Source organism: Spirulina sp. LEGE 11439, from assembly GCF_059821285.1.
On sequence record NZ_JCAMRX010000010.1, the window covers coordinates 1 to 17,973 of the forward strand.

Genomic DNA, 17,973 nt, shown 5'->3' on the forward strand with positions numbered 1-17,973 from the left:
ACTGGTGACTGGTGACTGGTGACTGGTGACTGGTGACTGGTGACTGGTGACTGGCAAGTGTTCCTTGAAAAATTTCTTCACAGCGCATCACTCCTTCTTTTTCATCGAGCAGCCAAATACTGACTCGTTCCACTTCAAGGGTTTGAGCCGTTTTTTGGCTAATGGCAGCAAAAGCGGCGTGCAAATCTCCCCGATAGAGAGATTGTGTTTTAGCCAACATTACTAAAATCTCATCTCGTTCTTGTAATTTTCGATGATTTTCTTCTAATTCTACCGTTCGCTGCCGCACGATTTTTTCTTGCTGGGCATTCGTTACCGAGAGGGTTTTGAGAACTCCCTGCAATTTCCGTAACATTTGCTCGAAAGAGCGTCCTAAAATCCTCAATTCTCGAATATTTGAGGCGTTTAGGGAGGTAATGGCAGTAGCAGAAATATTGCGATCGTTGAGGGCTAATATCTCCAAGTCTGAAAGCTGGGTAAATTGCCGGCTGGCTGCGGCGAGTTTCAGGATCGGGCGAGAAATCCAGCGAGCAGTTACAATAACCGCCCCAGAGGAGAGGACTAAGGCCAAAATACACCAAGCGATAGTTTGGCGGGTATTCACTTGAATTTGCCCCATAAAATCGCTTTCGGGGATGACGACGACAATGAGTAAGTCTAAACCTGCATCATCTTGTAGGGGAGTTACTTGGACAAATTGACCGCGACCGTTTAAGGAAAAGTTAAACTGCTGCGCGTTTTGTAAGTTTTGTAAACTTCCCAATCGCTCTTGCAAGTGACGGGTAGTTAAACGAATGAGATCGTCAGGAGCGCGATTAGCTCGAATACGGTGAGAGCGTTCTTCTTCGACGAGGAACAGGGAGGTTTCTTGTGATGTGGCAATTAATTCTCCCGTTCGTTCGAGAACAAAAACACTCCCCGATTTCCCGACTTCCATTTTCTGGAGAAATTCGCGAAAGCCGGTGAAGAGAATATCGCTCCCCAAAACTCCTTGCAAGCGCCCTTGGCTATCGTAGAGGGGATGGACTGCCGTAATCGCTAAATCTTCTGAGGTATAGTCTGGGTAAATGGGACTCCAAGCGCTCCTTCCGGCTCGGACGGCGGTATCGTACCACGGTCGCTGACGGGGATCGAAATTGGGAAAAAGGCGATCGAGTTGGGCGCGATCGCCGTTCTTGTCAAGATTATAGCGGCGGGTTATTTCATCTTGCTGGGGATCGCGAATGCCCAAGGAAAAATTGTCTTTGCCTTGGCGTTTGGTAGAAAGATAATCTCCTTCGACACTGCCAAAATAACTAGCTGTTAAGGCGGGAAAAACTTGCAGTTGATTCCACATTTGGCGTTCTAAGGAGCGATCGCGGATGGACTCGATACCGCCAAAGGAAATCCCTCGAGCATTTAACGCATTGGCCGATCGCGGTACGGACAAGTAAGAGAGCAAACGCTCTTCAATGCGCTGGGTGATTTCCTGTCGGAGGTGTCCGGCCACTTCATTGACGGCTTTTTGCCCATTACGAAGGGAGAGCCAACCGGTTAACCCGACGGCAACACTTGTTGGCAAAACAAAAGGAATAATTAACACCAAACGCAAAGGAAGATTTTTCATGGCGGAGAAAAATTAGCGCTGCCATTGAGGGTATTATCTCATTTTGCTCGATCGGTTTAATTATTGGTTGTCAGTTATTGGTTATTGAGCCAGGGGGAAGTTAACGACTCACTCCCCACTGTTAATTCTTAAGGTTTGGTTTTGATGCTGACCGGACCATTCACCAAAGTCTGACAGGCTAAACGATAACTGGGAGGTTTTCGTCGGAGCTTGCGGTTTTCCACCTCTGTCCGTTCAGACAGATTTTCCATTCCCTCCACAATTTCGACGATACAAGTTCCACATTGACCGTATCCCCCGCAATTCATCAATTTTCCCTTTAGCGTATAGAGATCGATCCCGCTTGCCAGTGCTTTTTCCCGCAGGTTTGCACCATCCGCCGCGATCGCTTCCGTTTTTTCATTGACAAAGGTAATATTGGCCATCTGCCCTCTTTACGACAATTCTTTTTCTATTCTATGAAGAAATGCAAAGAAATGTAAATCGGGAATCAAGAATTGAGGTTGGACTCTGTGACCTGCCGCCATTAGAAATTGTAGCCAAGATGACATCCTCTCGCCTCTATAGCCTTACGGTATAGCGGTTGCTCTCCAAGAGACTTCCGGATAACTTCAGAACATTAACTTGGCTATTTTGGTGTGCGCTTCTTAGGTGAGAAACATCACTGGGTTAACACCTATTTTAAGAGCGAAATACCTTACCGCTCTATTACTATCCTAAAAATTAAGATATCCAGCCTCAAGACAAAGAGGCTGACAATATTCAATAAGACGTTGAACGAGTTTAGCATCTAAGGAAGTTTTCCAACTGTCGATCTGTCCTTTTCTAAAAGTTCGGGAATTGGGATTATAAATCTCTTTAACTTTGGCGGCGATCTTATCATCAAAGGATTCCTTCAAATGTAAAGCAATGCGTTCGATCGCTTGCATTTGTTTTTCATTACTTCCTCCCCCTGCTTCTCCCACTAAATCTTCAAAGTGCAAGAATAAACAACCGGGGCGATCGCGCCATGCCAACATCGAGCGATAAACTTCCGCAAAACTTTTAATGGTGACATCTGCGTTTTGGGCATAGCCTCCATTTAACACAAAATTAACGCGATCGCTTGGTGATAAGGGCTTGATATCCTCTTCTAAAAAATGTCTGGCGGGCATTTTTCCAGTATCTAAAAAGAACGGAATCGAAGAAGCAACAACAGCTCGGGGATCGCGGATAATAAAGACGTGATGATAAGCGATCGCATCCAATAAGGGATGCAAAAGAGGAGTTTGAGGAATATGTCCGAGAATATATTTTCCCGGTTGAATGGCATCGAGCCATCGCTTTAAAATGGAAGGTTCGACAAACAAGTTAGTTAAAGCGCCGATACTAATTCCTTCATCTGTATTGGGGGCAAGATTTTCTTTGTTTAAAGCCTTGAAAACCTCGCGCCGATTTAACAGAATTGGGGTCATTGATTCTGAGTCATCTTCAAGATTGGGGCGATCGCTAAAATGCTCTTCATAGCCAAAAATCTCGATCGCTTTGGCTAAAAGATGGGTGCCGCTTTTGGGTAAGGAATTGATAAAAATTCTCTCTTTCACTTTCATCGCGATCTCTAACATAAAATAGGAAGAACAAAGATTTTAAAACATTCCCAAAGGGGATAATTCTTCGGGATCGATATGCACGTCCAACACCGTTGGACCCGAATCGTTGCAAATTGCTTCATAATCCAACTGCTCAAAATCTTCGGGTTTGCGAATACTGTAACCTTTTGCCCCCATTGCCTGTGCCATCAAGCTAAAATCTACAGAAGGAATGGCAAATCCCAAACCATCTTTTACGACTTGGCGATGTCTTTGTTTGACCATGCCATAGGAGCGATCGTTTAAAATTATAAAAATAATCGGCAATTGTTCTGCCACCGCCACCGTAATTTCCTGTCCATTCATCAAAAAACTGCCATCTCCTGTTATGCAAACCACCGGAGTTTTAGGCGTACCTAAAGCCGTCCCTACCGACCCTCCGATCGCCCAACCCATCGCCGCCAGTTCTACCGAGGAGCGATAATTTTCGGGATAGGGTAGAAAGAGATAATGAAACGCCCAAACCATGCAATTCCCCGTATCGATGAGAAAGCGAGTTTCTTCAGGAAAACGCTGCATGATTTCGTATATCAACCGGGTGGGTTGAATGGGTGTCGCGTCACTGTAATAGCTTTCTGGTTTTTGAACTTCGATTTGCGGTGGTTTTTCCCGAGTACTCGCTACTGATAATACCTCTTCGGTGGGGAAAGATGTCCCGATCGCCGGAGAACTTTTCAACTGGGTTAGCAATTCTGTAAACACCATCTCGATATTGCCATAGACGTGCAAGCGTGCCATCGGGGAGCGGCTAAAATAACTATTGACGTGATGAATATGCACCAGTTTCTCATTTAAAAGTGCCTTATCCCAAGTCGAGGTTGCCCATTGCCCCAAAGTCGTCCCCACGGCAAGAATTAAATCTACAGATTCATCGGTTAGGGCTTGACGGGCGCTTTGATGTCCGGCAAAACCAAAAACGCCTTTATAGAAGGGATGATAAGGATTAATGCAGGATTTTCCTCCTTGGGTCGTGACAATTTCTGCTCCTATCAATTCAGCAAATGCGACAATTTTTTCCGGGGCTTCCCGACAATCTTCGCCAACGAGTAAAACAATTTTACGCTGGTGAAGCAATGTATTTTCCAGCATTTGACTGAGTTCTGCGATCGCTGCTAAGTCGGCAAAAGCTGGTTTGGTTAATAACTGATGAATATGGGGATAGCTTATCGAGGCAGGAGCCGGGGCGCGAAACACATCCACAGGAACGCTGAGATGTACGGGACCCGGAGGAGATTGCCAAGCGTGTTTCAACGCCGCAATCAGTTTATGTTCTAGTTGTTTGGGATGAGTAACCACCGTGTTGTAGCGAGTACAGTTGTCAAACATTCTGGCGGTATCCAGCCAATCTGGAGATGATTCTTGGAAAGCACCGACTCCAAATTTGGGCAATAGGGTTTGGGCGGTGATCGCCAAGATGGGGATATGATCGCTGTAGGCGGATGCAATCCCTGTAATCAGATTAGTTGCCCCCGGCCCGGTGGTGGCACAGCAAACGCCAATTTTCCCGGTTTCTCGTGCATAGCCATCCGCCATTGAAGCCGCTCCACTTTCTTGACGAGAGAGAATTGCCCGTATTCCCCCTCGGCGATCGCTTCGTTCGAGGGCTTCGTAGAGGGGGGCAATATGTCCCCCCGGTACGCCAAAGACATATTCAACGCCCAAAAGTTCTAAATAATCGACAACGAGATCGCTCAGTTGTCTGGGAGGATCGTTCGATTCGGGAAGGTGGGGAGCGTTTTTCGTTTGTGGTACGATTTGGGCGGTCATGGCCGTTTTTCCTAATTTTTAATCTTTAATTATTCAACACCAATCAAATTGAGGGATTGTTTGACTTGCGCGATCGTTGCTGCCAAAATTTCTACGAGTTCGTCGCATTCCTTTTCAGTGATAATAAAAGGAGGAGAAATCAAGATATGATCTCCATCTTTTCTTGTACCTGTACCGTTTCTGCCTCGAATAATGAGTCCGTTGTCCAAAGCTGTTTTAACGATTGTTTTTGTAAGTTGTTTGTCAAAAGAAAAGGGTTCGTGGGTAGCGCGATCGCGCACAAATTCAACCCCCAATAATAAGCCTTTGCCTCTTACATCGCCAATTAACGGTTCGCGATCGGCAAGTTCTTTTAATTTTTGCTTGAGATATTCTCCTCTTGCAGCACATTGCTCAATTAAATTATGTTTGGCAATATAATTCTGCACCGCTAAGGCCGCGGCGCAACTGATAGGGTGTCCTGCATAGGTAAAAGAGGTGGGAATCACTTGTCGCGTGCCATTTTTTAAAGTTGTCCAAACGCGATCGTGCAAAATTACTGCACCAATGGGAGCATAGCCGCTACTCAAGGCTTTGGTTGCCGAGATAATATCGGGAATTGCGTTCCAATGTTCAATGCCAAAATTTTTCCCCGTTCGTCCAAACCCCGTAACAATCTCTTCTGCGATAAAAAGAATGTCATAAGAATCGCAGATTTCGCGAATTTTTTCGTAATATCCCGGAGGAGGGACGATCGCACTCCCTGCTCCTCCCACAATGGGTTCGGCAATAAACGCGGCGATCGTGTCAGGATTTTCTTGCTCTAAGGTTGTCGCGAGATCCTCGGCACAAGCAAGCTGACAGCTTGGATAAGTCAGGTTATAAGGGCATTGATAGCAGTGAGGTACTTGAATGTGAGGAAAATCAAAATTGTAAACAAGTTCTTTTCTGACAAACATACTCCCTGACATCGCGAGGGTCGCTGTAGTTCGTCCGTGATAACTGTGCCAACGTCCAATAATCCTTTGTTTTTTGGGCTTTCCTCGTTCTTTATAGTAATACTGGGCAAGTTGACCGGCAATTTCATTGGCAGTTGAACCTCCTGTAGCGAAAGCCACTCGGTTCATTCCTTCCGGTGCCATGGCCGCGATCGCGTCTGCCAAATGTTCTTGAACTTCGGTGGTAAATTGAGCTTTGTTCGCAAAGCAAATTTTTTTGGCTTGCTCTGCCATTGCCTCACTTATCTCTTCAACCCCATGCCCGATGGAAATAACATGAGTTCCTCCAATTCCATCTAAATAACGTTTACCTTCAGAGTCATAGACATAAACACCTTTGCCGCTTTCTAAGGTTGGATATGACTTATTTAAACCCATTGAATAAAAAACGTGAGACTCAGCTTTTTCCATTTAACTATCTCTCTTAAAAAATTGAAAAGTGAATTATTTAGACCGATCGCAAAAGAGTAAGGATGTTTCGCGATTTAAAAATGAATCGCGAAACATGCCGACATTTCTATTAATTGCGGAAGTAAGTTTCCGGAAACTTTTCTGTAATCATCATCACGGGTTTGCGGTTCGTAAAAACGAGATAAGTTCTGAACAAAATCTTATCGTCTTTGTCTACTAAAAAGTAATCGGCTAGTTTCCCACAAGGTTCTTTTCCTGAGTCCACAATTTCTTTAAAGGTTTCAACTTTGTATTGCAACCACAGTTTACCGATGGGAGTTTTAGATTTTAACAAACCATCTTGAAATTTTTCATCGAGTCTTTCTGGCACGATAATAGATTCCGCATAGAGAAAATTTTTGTGGCTGATTTTTCCTTGCAGCAAAATTTTCCTTTCAATGATTTTCGTACCTCTGGGTAAGTCTAACAAGGGAATTTCTTGGACAGTCGAAACCAAACCTTCTCCCAATTTAACAACCTTCATATTTTCTAACAAATAGGCTTCTAACATTTCTGTTACCGTCCCATCTGTTGTGAGCAAAACTCTTTGAAAGGTGCTAAGACTGGCTGGCTCGATGTGACTTCGTTTTAAGGATTCATCTAAGTCTGCCCTCATGAGTTTGCTGTTTGCTTTTATTTCTAGGTCTTTTGCTTGCATTTGTTTACTCCCTTACTTGTTTGTAGCCCATTCTGAGAAATCTCCCGATTCTGAATTATCCCAATAAACTCAAGAGCGTGTGAAATTTCTAGGTGTTCGGTTTTGATTGACCTAGCTCAGAACCATTGATTTTTCCGATTTGGCTTCCAAAAATTGTTTTTCTAACTCGAGTATTTTTATGCCAAAACTGTTCTGAAGAGGGCTGAGAATGTGTTGTAAATCCCGAGGAGATGATTTGGGTTTAAACAATCCATCTTTCTCCCATTTATTGGCATCTAAACCGATCGCCCAAGCATTAAGCCATCCCGCAGATAAGATTTGAGGCAATTGTTCTGGCATCACATCAGCAACAGCGATAATAAAAACAACTTGCGCTAATTCTTCAAAGAGTTTGATGTTAGCACTATGATTTTGAATGAGTTCTTCTTCTGTCCGATTGAGTTGCAAGTTTCGTTCTCGTAACTCTTTAATAAAAGGGAGTGCTAAATAATCAATAAATTCAAAGGAAATATTACCTGAAGATTGAGATGACCAATCTTGAAAGAAATGTTGAATCCGATTGGTTAAGAGGAAGAACTGCCCAGAGTTGCTATAGATTCTACTGCGTTTTTGGGAGTGGAGGTAAATTTGACTAAACATTAACGGTGCGCTGAATGACCATGCAGCTAACGTATCCCAAATTACCTTCATTGTTCCCACTAAACTACTCCCCAAACAGTGGTACATGGTCTGAATATTTTTAGCGATGCTCTGTTGATAAATTAAGTAAAATCGGTTGGCTGCGTTCACCATCTGTTTAGTCAGTTTTCCTTTGCGATCGAGTTCGATCATGTTAACGATCGAGGAGTTTGCAAAGCCAATAAAATCAGTTCCGGGAGAATAGAAAGGATCGGGAAATGTGCCGGCATCGCCGATACAAGCCCAGCGATCGAATGAAAATACTCGTTCTGAGGTGTAGCTATATTTAGGCATTTTCATAAACTTTCTCGGCGTTTTTTGGGTCAGACATGCTGCCAAGATAGGTTCGTGTTTTTCTAACCATTGCGTGGCTTTCTCATAGGTATGATAAGACTCAAAAGAATGGAAATCTTCGTGAGCGACAATACCAATGCTGGTCGCATCTGTGGAGAGAGGAATGATCCAAATCCAATAGCCATCACCACAGAGATGATTTGTGGAAAAGTAGCGATTCTTTTCGGGGACGCGATCGTGCCATTCTCGTTCGGTTTGAGAGACAAAATCCGTGACATCCAAACGACCATCGACCCAAAACCAAGAAGCACTATAGCGATCGCTATTCGGCTGTGCCAATCCCAGTTTTTTTTGTAAAAATCGACGGCGACCCATTGAATCAATGACCCATTTAGCCCTAACACTTTCTATCTTTTTCGTATCTGTTTTACTGTAAACAATTTGATGCAAATTCTGCTCATTTTCAGCTAAGTTAATATCTTTAACCGAACAGTTTTCTAGGAGGTCAATGCCATCTTCTAAATTAAACTGCCTGAGATCGTTTTCCAATTTCCCACGATCCACTTGATAAGATTCTGGTGCATGAAATTTTGATAGTCCTAACTCGGGTCTTTTTTGGAGTGCTTTGCGTCCATCACCGAAAAAATAGCGAATTCCTAGTTTGGGATAATGATGTTTTTCAAGATAGTCTTTAAGACCGATCGTATTAGCCAGATAACAAGCACCTACCTCTACGGTAGATTCTCCAACTTTGAAAGCCACTTCTGGTAACGGACGGTTGAGTTTATCAATGGTTAGCACAGATAGATATGGCATTGCTTGTTTCAATTGTCTGGCTAGGGTTAAACCTGCTAAACCAGCACCGCAGATGACAACATCGTAAGTTTTTTCGTTCATCATTTTTATGTTTGAAGGTGAGCTTTTGAGATAGTAGCTAAATGGGAGAATCAATTGCAAATAATACTTGCGAATAACACGATGTTAATTGCGATCGCAGACGGGAATATATCCACTTTCTTGAAAATACGACAAGTAGGTAGATAAGAGTTGCCGATCTACTGGAGGGCAGGTAATTGATGTATCGATTAATCCTTCTCGAGTCTGGCGAGTATCAAAGAGCGGTTTTTGAGAAAATAACTTGATTTGCGAGTTAAAAAATAATCGAGAAATTGAGTACAATTCTTTATCATTTTTGTTTTTTGCATATTTTTTTAGCTCCTCGACCCATGTTTGATAATCGGCTTCTTCTAAATTGTAACCTAAACTTTGAATTCCCTGAATTAAATTTTTCCAAGAAACAGGCTGAGGGTTTAAGAGATGAAAAAACATTTGTTCGAAGGATTGTTTTTTTTGAGATAAATAGACGATCGCTTGACTAATATAATCCATTGGTACGATATCAATCGTTGTTTCTACATCGGGAAATTTCCCGATCGCGACACAGGCTTTGAGAACTAGACAAAGTAAATCTTTAAGATTACCGATAATTCCGGTTTTACTGTGTCCTAAGATTCTTCCCGGTCTATAAATACAAGCAGGTAAACCTCTATCGCGAGCCATAATGATTAACTGTTCGGCTACCCATTTACTTTGTTTATAACCTCCTTTGAGATTTTCGGATTTTGGGATATCGGTTTCTTTTATGGTTTGCTGAATGAAATTATCTGTAAAATAATAAGGACTAAAGAAAACACCGATCGTGGAAATAAAATGAATGGGTTTTGTTTTGGGGTAGCTGGCTAAGCGAATGATTTCTTGCGTCGCTAAAACATTGGTGGGTTTCAATGTTGCGTAAGGATAAAACGAATTGACCCATGCACCATTATGATAAATAACATCAATGCGATCGCTTAATTCGGCAAACTGCTCTCGAGATAAATCAAAAAAGGGTTTAGATAAATCTCCTTTGATGGGAATAATTCGAGCGTGAAATTCTTCTTTCCACAATAGATAATGATTTAAGCTCGCTTGAATGCGTTCTTTTCCGGCTTCAAAATCGCTGCAACGAACTAAACAATAAATTATTGCTTTCGTCTTCTGGAGCAGTTCGTCGAGTAGATGAGTCCCCAGAAATCCTGTTGCTCCTGTTAAGAGAATCGATTTGGGTTGCAGCCAACACTCACAAAAAGAATTTTCAAACTTAAGATCCGAGTCAAGGACGGCTTCTGCTGGTAAGTCGATTAAGTTCATCCGAGTAAGTTTATTGAGTGTTCGCTCTAGAATTCTTGATAATGCTAGGAGCTATTGTCTTTAGCTTAATTCATGTGATTATTTTGTCAAGTAAAATTCATGTTTTTTTTATTTTATTCTTTTATAGACAACAACCTCCTAAATAATAATTCTCAATCATAAATTATTTTCAGTTTACAATACTTAAGAAATTGCCAAAGGTTGCAGAGGGTTATTCTCATTATTAAAATCATAACCAAACAATTTAATATCTTCCTTAAATTGTTCTTCAACCAACTTTCTAGTTGTTTCGTTGTAATATTTCCGATAATCTCGTTGAGTTTGACTCGAGCGATTGACATGAGGCAAACTTGCTTCAATATTAAGCAGTTTGCAGACAGATTGAAAATTTTGTGTTAAATTTTCATAGCGTCCGATAAAGTCAACAATTATTTTTCCATTTTTATCGGTGATATTATCTTTTTGTAATTTAGGTGTTCCCATGGGATAAGGCTTTTCTGTTCTCGCGACCCAGTCCAAATACTCTGTAAATGTTACCCAAGGTCTCTTGTTTTCATAAATCTTTTCTTTAATCATAAAGTTATACATAGAGACTTGCCAGTCCCAAGGATTTCTCACAAAAGCAAATTTGTAAAAACTATTGTAAACTTCTGGGGAAAGATGTTTTTGAGCATCTCTTGCCTTCGCATGCCAAAACGAATTGAACCACATTTCGTAAAGTGGATTGGGTTTATCTCCTACTATTTTAGGGGGGCGAGCGATTTTAAATTTATCTGGTTCTTGAGAATAATCTTTGAGGGCTTCTCTGATGCTCGTTCCTGCGACTTTAGCGACGTGAAAAAAAATAAATTTGTGAGTATAGGAGACTAACATAAATTTTCACTTTCTACAAGACTGACAATCGGTTCAATAATAGGTAGAACTTCAAGAATTTCTCGTTCATTTTTTCGCCATTTGTCGGGAGAGGGTTTAGAGAAGCTCATGCGAGAAATAGGCAAAGATTGAGAAACAATTCCTTCTATTTTCTCATCCCAACTCAATCCGGCAAATTGACTGATTTTTGTTATGGTTTCTTTGGGATCGCTCGTCAAATCACGATAGCGCAGGCTGCACCACGCAGAGGGAGGCATCTTTTGTAAGTCTTCTATAATGCAAGCATTGGCTGCTTTCCATTGATAGGCTGCAATTTCCGCGAGAGAAGACTCCTTTAAAGATGACCATTCGGGGATCAAAAGAAAACTCCAATCTCGATACGGCCAACTCGGGAGGGACGGATAGGCAATAAAACGACGAGATCTCCACCCTTCTATAATACTACTGATATTGGCTCGCGGTTCTCGATAGAGAAAGATAAACAGTGCATCGGGAAAAACTGCTTTGAGAAAAGAAACTCGCAAGGCGTTTCTCGGTGTTTTCTCTAAAAAGCGAATTGTTTCGGGACGCTGCCCGATGGGTAAGTTAAGATATGCTGATTTAGAGCGATCGCGTAATTGTCGAGCAAAACCTTCCCTTAGAGTAAGTCCAATATAAGGTAAAGCATCAGCCTCTGTCAAACGATTGGAACTATAATTCCGAGCGGTGGGGTGAAGTGCTGGAATGGCTTCGAGAATATCATGGCTCTCCGTACCGAGACTCCAGAGGTCGGCAAACTGAGAGAGTGTCTCAAATAAAAGCGTACTGCCTGCTCTCGGTGCAGAGACGATAAAGATAGGGCGATCGAATTCTGGTCGCGAAAAGTCTTCCTCGAGTTGTTTGAGGGCGATGCTTTTTTGTAATATCTGAGAGAATTCTTCTACGCTTTGTCGTTCTGATAAGAGATTCTGCCAGACTTCTTGGGGAGTTACAGGAGTACGAAAGAATTCTAAAAGCGGCGAACTTTCGGGTAATGATTCCGTCTGAGGAGTTGTTTGAAAGTGCTTTGTAACGCGATAGCGAGCATTCCAGTGGAGTATGGGTTTCACTCCCAATTTAAGCCTTGCTAAGAGACGCAAATTTATCGGTTTCGACTTAGGTGTTTTGAGTATGGGCAACATTGAGGCGATCGCCTCAATTGCTTTTTGTCCTTCACCGGTCTCGGGCAACCATTTTTTAACCTTCGCTGCTATTTGTTCTTGAAAACCAATCAGTAAGTCTCGATAACTTAACTCCCCACAATAGCTAGATCCAAAGTGAGCAAAGGCTCTTTCCCAGTCATGCTTAAATTTTTCGAGAGACTCCGCGAGTTCTGCGCGATCGCTCTGAGGCATCTTGGCTCTTTCAACATCAGCGAGAAGCTCGCCACTGAGCTTGGCGATTTCTTGACTTGTTAATACTTTAAAAAAATTCGCTTCCATCTGAAGCATTGTTAATAATTTTTTTCCCTAGATTTTAGAAACAATGGCATGATAAGGCCGTGCGATCGCATTTATCCCCAGAATTTTACAAAGAGTTAAAAGATCGTTTTCTGACAACGCAATGAGTTTATCTGCCAGTTGAGTCAATCATAATGAGACGCACAGTGAACAACAATATTCCTCTTTGTCACTTTTGGAAAGCGCGATCGTGAATGGTTCGGACAAACAGCACCTACCGAGAGATTAGTCCAACCCGGAGATTTTCGACGCGGTTCGGGATTCGCCGCTCCCGATATCGAGTTGGTTTACAGGTGAGATTTCAGCGAGATCGAGAATTCTGGGGATTAAGTCTTCTCTTTTAACTGCCATTAAGTGAACGCCGTGACAGAAATTGCGAGCGAGTTTCACTTGTTCTGCGGCAATTTTTACCCCTTCTTGTAACGGTTCCTCGGCGGCGGCGAGGCGATCGATGATTTCTTGAGGAATATCGACCCCCGGAACGTTGCGATTGATAAATTTGGCATTTTTTGCTGATTTGAGCAAGAAAATCCCTGCAAGAATGGGCTTATCTGTCCCGATCGCGATTTCTTTCATGAATCGATCGAGGCGCTCAAAATCGGTAATCAACTGACTTTGAAAAAATTGCGCTCCTGCCTCTAATTTACGCTCGAAACGTCGTTGTAAACCCGACCAGCTTTTAGATTGCGGATCGACGGCTGCTCCTGCGAATAAATCGAGGCGATCGTTCGGCATATTTTTCTCGTTGAAGTCAAGACCGCGATTTAACTTATCAATTACCTTTAATAAACGAACCGACTCGAACTCAAAAACACTTCTAGATTTTTTGTGATCTCCAGCCTTAACCGGATCGCCAGTGAGCGCTAAAATATTGCGAATACCGAGAGCATGAGCACCCATCAAATCCGCTTGCAATCCGATCGCATTGCGATCGCGACAGGCAAATTGGCAAATCGGTTCAATTCCCTCTTGTACGAGAATGGCCGAGACAGCCAGTGCAGACATCCTCAACACAGCCCGACTGCCATCTGTGACATTAACCGCGTGAACTCGTCCTTTGAGGAGTCGAGCCATATCGAGAGTATGGGTAACACTTCCTCCTTTCGGGGGCATCACTTCGGCTGTAATTAAAAATTCTTGATTTTCAACAGCTTGACGAAAGAGCATTTTTGTTCTTTGTTCCCTAACTGATAACTGGTAACTGATAACTGATAACTGTTAAAGCGGTAGAGAATAGCCGAGAGCAGATTTTACCCGTCCGAGAACTTCATTGGCGCTCAATTCTGCCTTCTCGCGACCTTCGCGCAAGATAGTTTCGAGATAATCGCGATCGCTCATAATCTCTGCATATTTCTCTTGAATGGGTTTGAGTGCCTCAATAGTAGTTTCGGTTAAGAGGGGTTTAAACTGCCCCCAACCCATATCTTGACATTCTGCGGCGACCTCTTCCTTGGTTTTGCCGGAGAGGAGCATATATAAACTTAAGAGATTCTGGCATTCCGGGCGCTCGGGATTATCGAATTCGAGTCCTTTGTGGGGATCGGTTTTACAGCGCTTGATTTTGCGAGCGATCGCTTCGGGAGGATCCAAAAGTTCGATACGACTCATTTCCGCAGGATCTGACTTTGACATCTTTTTCGTCCCGTCGGTTAAACTCATCACCCGCGCCCCATCTTTGCGAATTAAGGGGGCAGGTTGTTTGAGAACGGGTTTTTTCTTCTTGCCAAATTGGTCGTTCATGCGAATGACAATATCGCGAGTCAATTCGATATGTTGTTTCTGGTCTTCCCCCACCGGAACGAGATCGGCATCGTAAAGCAGAATATCTGCCGCCATTAACACGGGATAATCCAGCAAACCCACACTGACATTTTCTCCTTGTTTAACAGCTTTTTCTTTAAATTGAATCATCCGCTCCAACCAATTAAGGGGCGTAACACAATTTAAAAGCCAAGTGAGTTCAGCATGAGCAGAAACGTGAGATTGAACAAAAATAGTAGAATATTCTAAATCAATACCGCAAGCCAGATAAAGCGCCGCGATCGTATACGTATCTTTTGCGAGTTTTTTCGGGTCGTGGGGAACGGTAATGGCATGAAGATCGACCACACAAAAATAATTATCATATTCGTTCTGCGCTGCTACCCAATTACGAATTGCCCCCAAATAATTTCCTAAATGTAAATTTCCTGTGGGTTGAACCCCAGAAAGGATGCGCTTTTTGCTCATTCTGTTTTCGACTCGCTTCCGACTATTTGTATTCGTCTTATCAATTATGCCGGACTTTGGAGAAGGGGGAAAGTCAGAGATCGCGACTTTAGACAATGAGAAAGGTTTTGCTCGTTGCGTCCTCCATATTGGGAGCAGTTCAAGAAATAGCCGGATCTTGGGATAAGAAAGTGCGATCGCTCGGAATCGGAGCAACGGGTTTCGTTAAGGTAAATTGTCCCGTTTCAATCCACTGTTTGAGTTCCTCGGCCACTTGACGAGATCGGCGAATGCTAGCGAGGGGGGCGGTGCGGACGGTTTGCCCTTGTAGGGTAATGCGACCGCTTTTGAGTTGGGCATAGGTTACAGAGCCAAAGGTCGGGCGCACTCGTCGAGGAATGGCAAAATCCACGACAGGGGCAATAATTTCCTCATCTCGCACCGCACATTTAGCAATAATTTCTTCGCTTAAAACCGGAATGGGTATGCCGATTCCTAGCACGATCGCCGGCCCGTAATTTTGGAAATAACAGCCTCGCACCCAACGAGAATTCATTTGCTTGGCATCGCCGATCGCGGCTAAGGTAATGGCCGGACCGATCGGCGTGCGATTTTCCAAACGCTTTTGTAAGGGAAAATGTTGGGTTCCTTCCCCGGTAATATAGCCAACACCTCCCCCTAAAAAAATCTTCGTGCCGATACCAATGGTTTGTAAATCCGGATCGTTGAAGAGAGGGGAAATCGCTCCCGGGTTCGCATAAACTGCATTGCCAAACTGAGGATGCAACGGACCGAGATAAGTGTAAAGAATGCGATCGCCGCCATTTACACCCACAATAAAATTTTGATAGAGATTGCGAGGATTAAATAAATAAAACTGATTGATAGTATTTTGACTAATGGTGCTTTCCCAAGAAGCACGCGGATAGCAATCCGTTACCTGTCCCGTCCCTCGCAAATGCACGGATTTCCCGGCAATCAAATCTTCGATAACATGACCGCCACCTCGCATGGGAACGGGTTTGCCTGTCATTCGTTCCGTTTCACCTTCCCCATAATCCACCATCGCTGTCGCCCCCAAATACAAATCTACCGCTCCCAAACCCGCGTAAGCTGGAACGCCATCCAACCAACATTGACGAATTTTAATCGGGGGATCCGTGTGACCGAGATTGAGGATGGCTCCAACGGATTCCATTGGCTCAAACGTTCCTGTTGTAATGATATCAACCGTTTTCGCCACTTGAGCAATTCCCATCTCAGCTACGCGACATTTCAGTTCTTCGACCGTCCACACCACCACTTTTGAGGCGAGAATCTTATCATTAATTTCAGCGATCGTTCTCTGCAAATTCACATCTCCTCAGAAGAATTGGCAAATTCTCCCTATTTATATCTTCACCCTACACTTTACTCTCTGCCGTTCATTGTTCATTGCTCATTGATAAGCGGCTTCCAATCGTTGCAGCGCATCGGCAGAGGGAATAGATTGCTCGTTAGCTTTTTTATTGTGACTTGCGATCGCTTCGGGATTGAAACGATAGCCCACATTCCGCACGGTTTGAATTAAACTCGGTTGTTGCGGTTCTATGTCTAACTTTTTTCGTAAGGATAAAACATGAGTATCAATGGTGCGAGGATTGTCGATCGCATCAGGCCAAGCGCGGTTTAATAACTCCGAACGACTTAGGGATCCTCCTTCGGCTTGAGCGAGGACGTAAAGCAAGCTAAATTCTTGCGGGGTTAAATCGATATAATTTCCTTGCAAGCGCACGCGACGCTGTACCAGATCGATTCTCAAATCGCCATAATCTAAATAAAGCGGCGCACTCGTCACCCGCAAGCGTCGCAATAATGTCTCCACTCGCGCCAAAAATTCCTGCATTCCAAAGGGTTTCTTTAAATAATCATCAGCTCCGGCTTCCAATCCCGCGACAATATCGCTTTGATTTGTGCGAGCCGACAAGACCAAGATCAAAGACTGTTTTTGCTGATATAACCAACGACATAACTCAATGCCATCCCCGTCGGGTAAATCCGAATCGAGAATCACGAGAGGAGGCTGACGGCGAGCTAGGATTCCCCGAGCGCGATCGAGAGTATCGGCCTGCTGACACTCGTAGCCAGCTTGTTGTAGATGCCATCCCAATAGCGATCGCAAGTGAGGATTCCCTTGAATAATTAGAATTTGAACCAAACCCACCTTAGCTTTATTCCCTTTGCAAATGATGTCGGTGACTTTACCAAAATTAACATTAAATTGTTGTTATCCTTGATACTCTAGCAAATTTGCTCGATCTTGCGACAATTCCCTCAGAAAGCGGAAGCGGAAACGTAAAGATTGAGATAAACTAAAGAATATAAACAATAAATCGAATAAATTCGCGTTTTAAAAAATAGTTTTCCTGCGATCCCCACCTCTTTCTCGTGGATCCTGCCTTGAGTGGCTCTTGTCGAATTCAATTTAAGATTATGTTAACCGACGCACTGTGCATTCGCTACTATCAAAGACTAACTGATGCTTTGGTGGAATCTTGGCAAAGAGGAAACCGTTTCACCGAATTGCAATTGTATATGGATGGATATATCGCCGCTCTCCGTCACACCAATGCCCTCGAACCCTATCTCATTCACCGTTTAGAAGAAGAAGCCTTCCGTTTTTTGCGGGATCCTTCTAATTTTGAATTAGCTCTACCTCAGCCCGAAGTTGAGGTGGATTATTATTAATTAGAGCGTGTAAGTGGGTCATGGGCAATAAGCTATTCATTACCCATGATGCGATCGCTCATTCTGAACTTAAGAATGCTCTTAAGACGCTAACGCCACTTCTACCATTTGTTGAAGTTCGCCATTTTGATACAGTTCGATCGCAATATCGGAACCGCCTACAAATTCCCCATTAATATAAACCTGAGGAATTGTCGGCCATTCTGAATATTCCTTAATTCCTTGGCGAACCTCATTATCCATCAGGACATCAAAGGTGTTATAAGGTGCGCCGAGGGTATTGAAAATTTGCACGACATTATTAGAAAAACCACATTGGGGCATCAGTTTAGATCCTTTCATAAAGACAACAATTTTGTCTTTGTTAACAATACTGTCAATACGTTCTTTAAGTTCCGGTGTCATGAGTCACTCCTTAAGGATTTAGGTTGAACAAAAT

The 17,973-nt window shown here is 43.2% G+C and carries 16 protein-coding genes; 1 reads left to right on the forward strand and 15 read right to left on the reverse strand.

Features of this window, described 5'->3' with window-relative positions:
• The 14 genes from AC6RV6_RS09330 to AC6RV6_RS09395 all read right to left on the reverse strand — a co-directional run.
• The coding region (locus tag AC6RV6_RS09330; protein ID WP_500240570.1) for a PDC sensor domain-containing protein at positions 1-1,606 on the reverse strand (1,606 nt) is incomplete at its 3' end.
• 128 nt (positions 1,607-1,734) lie between these two features.
• Positions 1,735-2,031: a 2Fe-2S iron-sulfur cluster-binding protein gene (locus AC6RV6_RS09335; protein WP_500240571.1), complete on the reverse strand. Its 297-nt coding sequence runs from the start codon at positions 2,029-2,031 to the stop codon at positions 1,735-1,737.
• 291 nt (positions 2,032-2,322) lie between these two features.
• Positions 2,323-3,195, reverse strand: coding sequence for a sulfotransferase domain-containing protein (locus AC6RV6_RS09340; RefSeq protein ID WP_500240572.1), 873 nt, complete (start codon positions 3,193-3,195; stop codon positions 2,323-2,325).
• Positions 3,196-3,231: 36 nt separating this feature from the next.
• Entirely contained in the window at positions 3,232-5,001 is a 1,770-nt protein-coding gene (locus AC6RV6_RS09345; RefSeq protein ID WP_500240573.1) for a thiamine pyrophosphate-binding protein, read from the reverse strand.
• Between the two features lie 29 nt (positions 5,002-5,030).
• Positions 5,031-6,389: an aminotransferase family protein gene (locus tag AC6RV6_RS09350; RefSeq protein WP_500240574.1), complete on the reverse strand. Its 1,359-nt coding sequence runs from the start codon at positions 6,387-6,389 to the stop codon at positions 5,031-5,033.
• A 109-nt stretch (positions 6,390-6,498) separates the two neighbouring features.
• Complete coding sequence (locus AC6RV6_RS09355; RefSeq protein ID WP_500240575.1) at positions 6,499-7,086, reverse strand: chorismate--pyruvate lyase family protein; 588 nt, start codon at positions 7,084-7,086, stop codon at positions 6,499-6,501.
• A gap of 111 nt (positions 7,087-7,197) precedes the next feature.
• The gene (locus AC6RV6_RS09360; protein ID WP_500240576.1) at positions 7,198-8,958 is read right to left on the reverse strand and encodes an NAD(P)/FAD-dependent oxidoreductase; all 1,761 of its coding nucleotides are present in this window, start codon (positions 8,956-8,958) and stop codon (positions 7,198-7,200) included.
• 81 nt (positions 8,959-9,039) lie between these two features.
• On the reverse strand, positions 9,040-10,248 hold the full coding sequence (locus AC6RV6_RS09365; RefSeq protein WP_500240577.1) for an SDR family oxidoreductase: 1,209 nt from the start codon (positions 10,246-10,248) through the stop codon (positions 9,040-9,042).
• Positions 10,249-10,431: 183 nt separating this feature from the next.
• Complete coding sequence (locus AC6RV6_RS09370; protein WP_500240578.1) at positions 10,432-11,121, reverse strand: sulfotransferase family 2 domain-containing protein; 690 nt, start codon at positions 11,119-11,121, stop codon at positions 10,432-10,434.
• Positions 11,115-12,581 carry a sulfotransferase family protein gene (locus AC6RV6_RS09375; RefSeq protein ID WP_500240579.1) on the reverse strand — a complete coding sequence of 489 codons (1,467 nt, stop codon included), beginning with the start codon at positions 12,579-12,581 and terminating at the stop codon, positions 11,115-11,117. Before AC6RV6_RS09375 ends, AC6RV6_RS09370 begins: the two co-directional genes overlap by 7 nt.
• Before the next feature lie 243 nt (positions 12,582-12,824).
• Positions 12,825-13,766, reverse strand: coding sequence for a methylenetetrahydrofolate reductase (locus tag AC6RV6_RS09380; protein ID WP_500240580.1), 942 nt, complete (start codon positions 13,764-13,766; stop codon positions 12,825-12,827).
• 51 nt (positions 13,767-13,817) lie between these two features.
• Positions 13,818-14,828 carry a tryptophan--tRNA ligase gene (gene trpS, locus AC6RV6_RS09385; protein ID WP_500240581.1) on the reverse strand — a complete coding sequence of 337 codons (1,011 nt, stop codon included), beginning with the start codon at positions 14,826-14,828 and terminating at the stop codon, positions 13,818-13,820.
• 139 nt (positions 14,829-14,967) lie between these two features.
• On the reverse strand, positions 14,968-16,158 hold the full coding sequence (locus AC6RV6_RS09390) for a homocysteine biosynthesis protein (RefSeq protein ID WP_500240688.1): 1,191 nt from the start codon (positions 16,156-16,158) through the stop codon (positions 14,968-14,970).
• Positions 16,159-16,245: 87 nt separating this feature from the next.
• Positions 16,246-17,010: a response regulator transcription factor gene (locus AC6RV6_RS09395; protein ID WP_500240582.1), complete on the reverse strand. Its 765-nt coding sequence runs from the start codon at positions 17,008-17,010 to the stop codon at positions 16,246-16,248.
• A 269-nt stretch (positions 17,011-17,279) separates the two neighbouring features.
• Here AC6RV6_RS09395 and AC6RV6_RS09400 point away from each other — a divergent pair, with 269 nt between their 5' ends.
• Entirely contained in the window at positions 17,280-17,534 is a 255-nt protein-coding gene (locus AC6RV6_RS09400; protein ID WP_500240583.1) for a DUF6761 family protein, read from the forward strand.
• Positions 17,535-17,615: 81 nt separating this feature from the next.
• Here AC6RV6_RS09400 and grxD read toward each other — a convergent pair whose 3' ends face one another.
• Positions 17,616-17,939, reverse strand: coding sequence for a Grx4 family monothiol glutaredoxin (gene grxD / locus AC6RV6_RS09405; protein ID WP_500240584.1), 324 nt, complete (start codon positions 17,937-17,939; stop codon positions 17,616-17,618).
• Positions 17,940-17,973 lie beyond the last annotated feature (34 nt).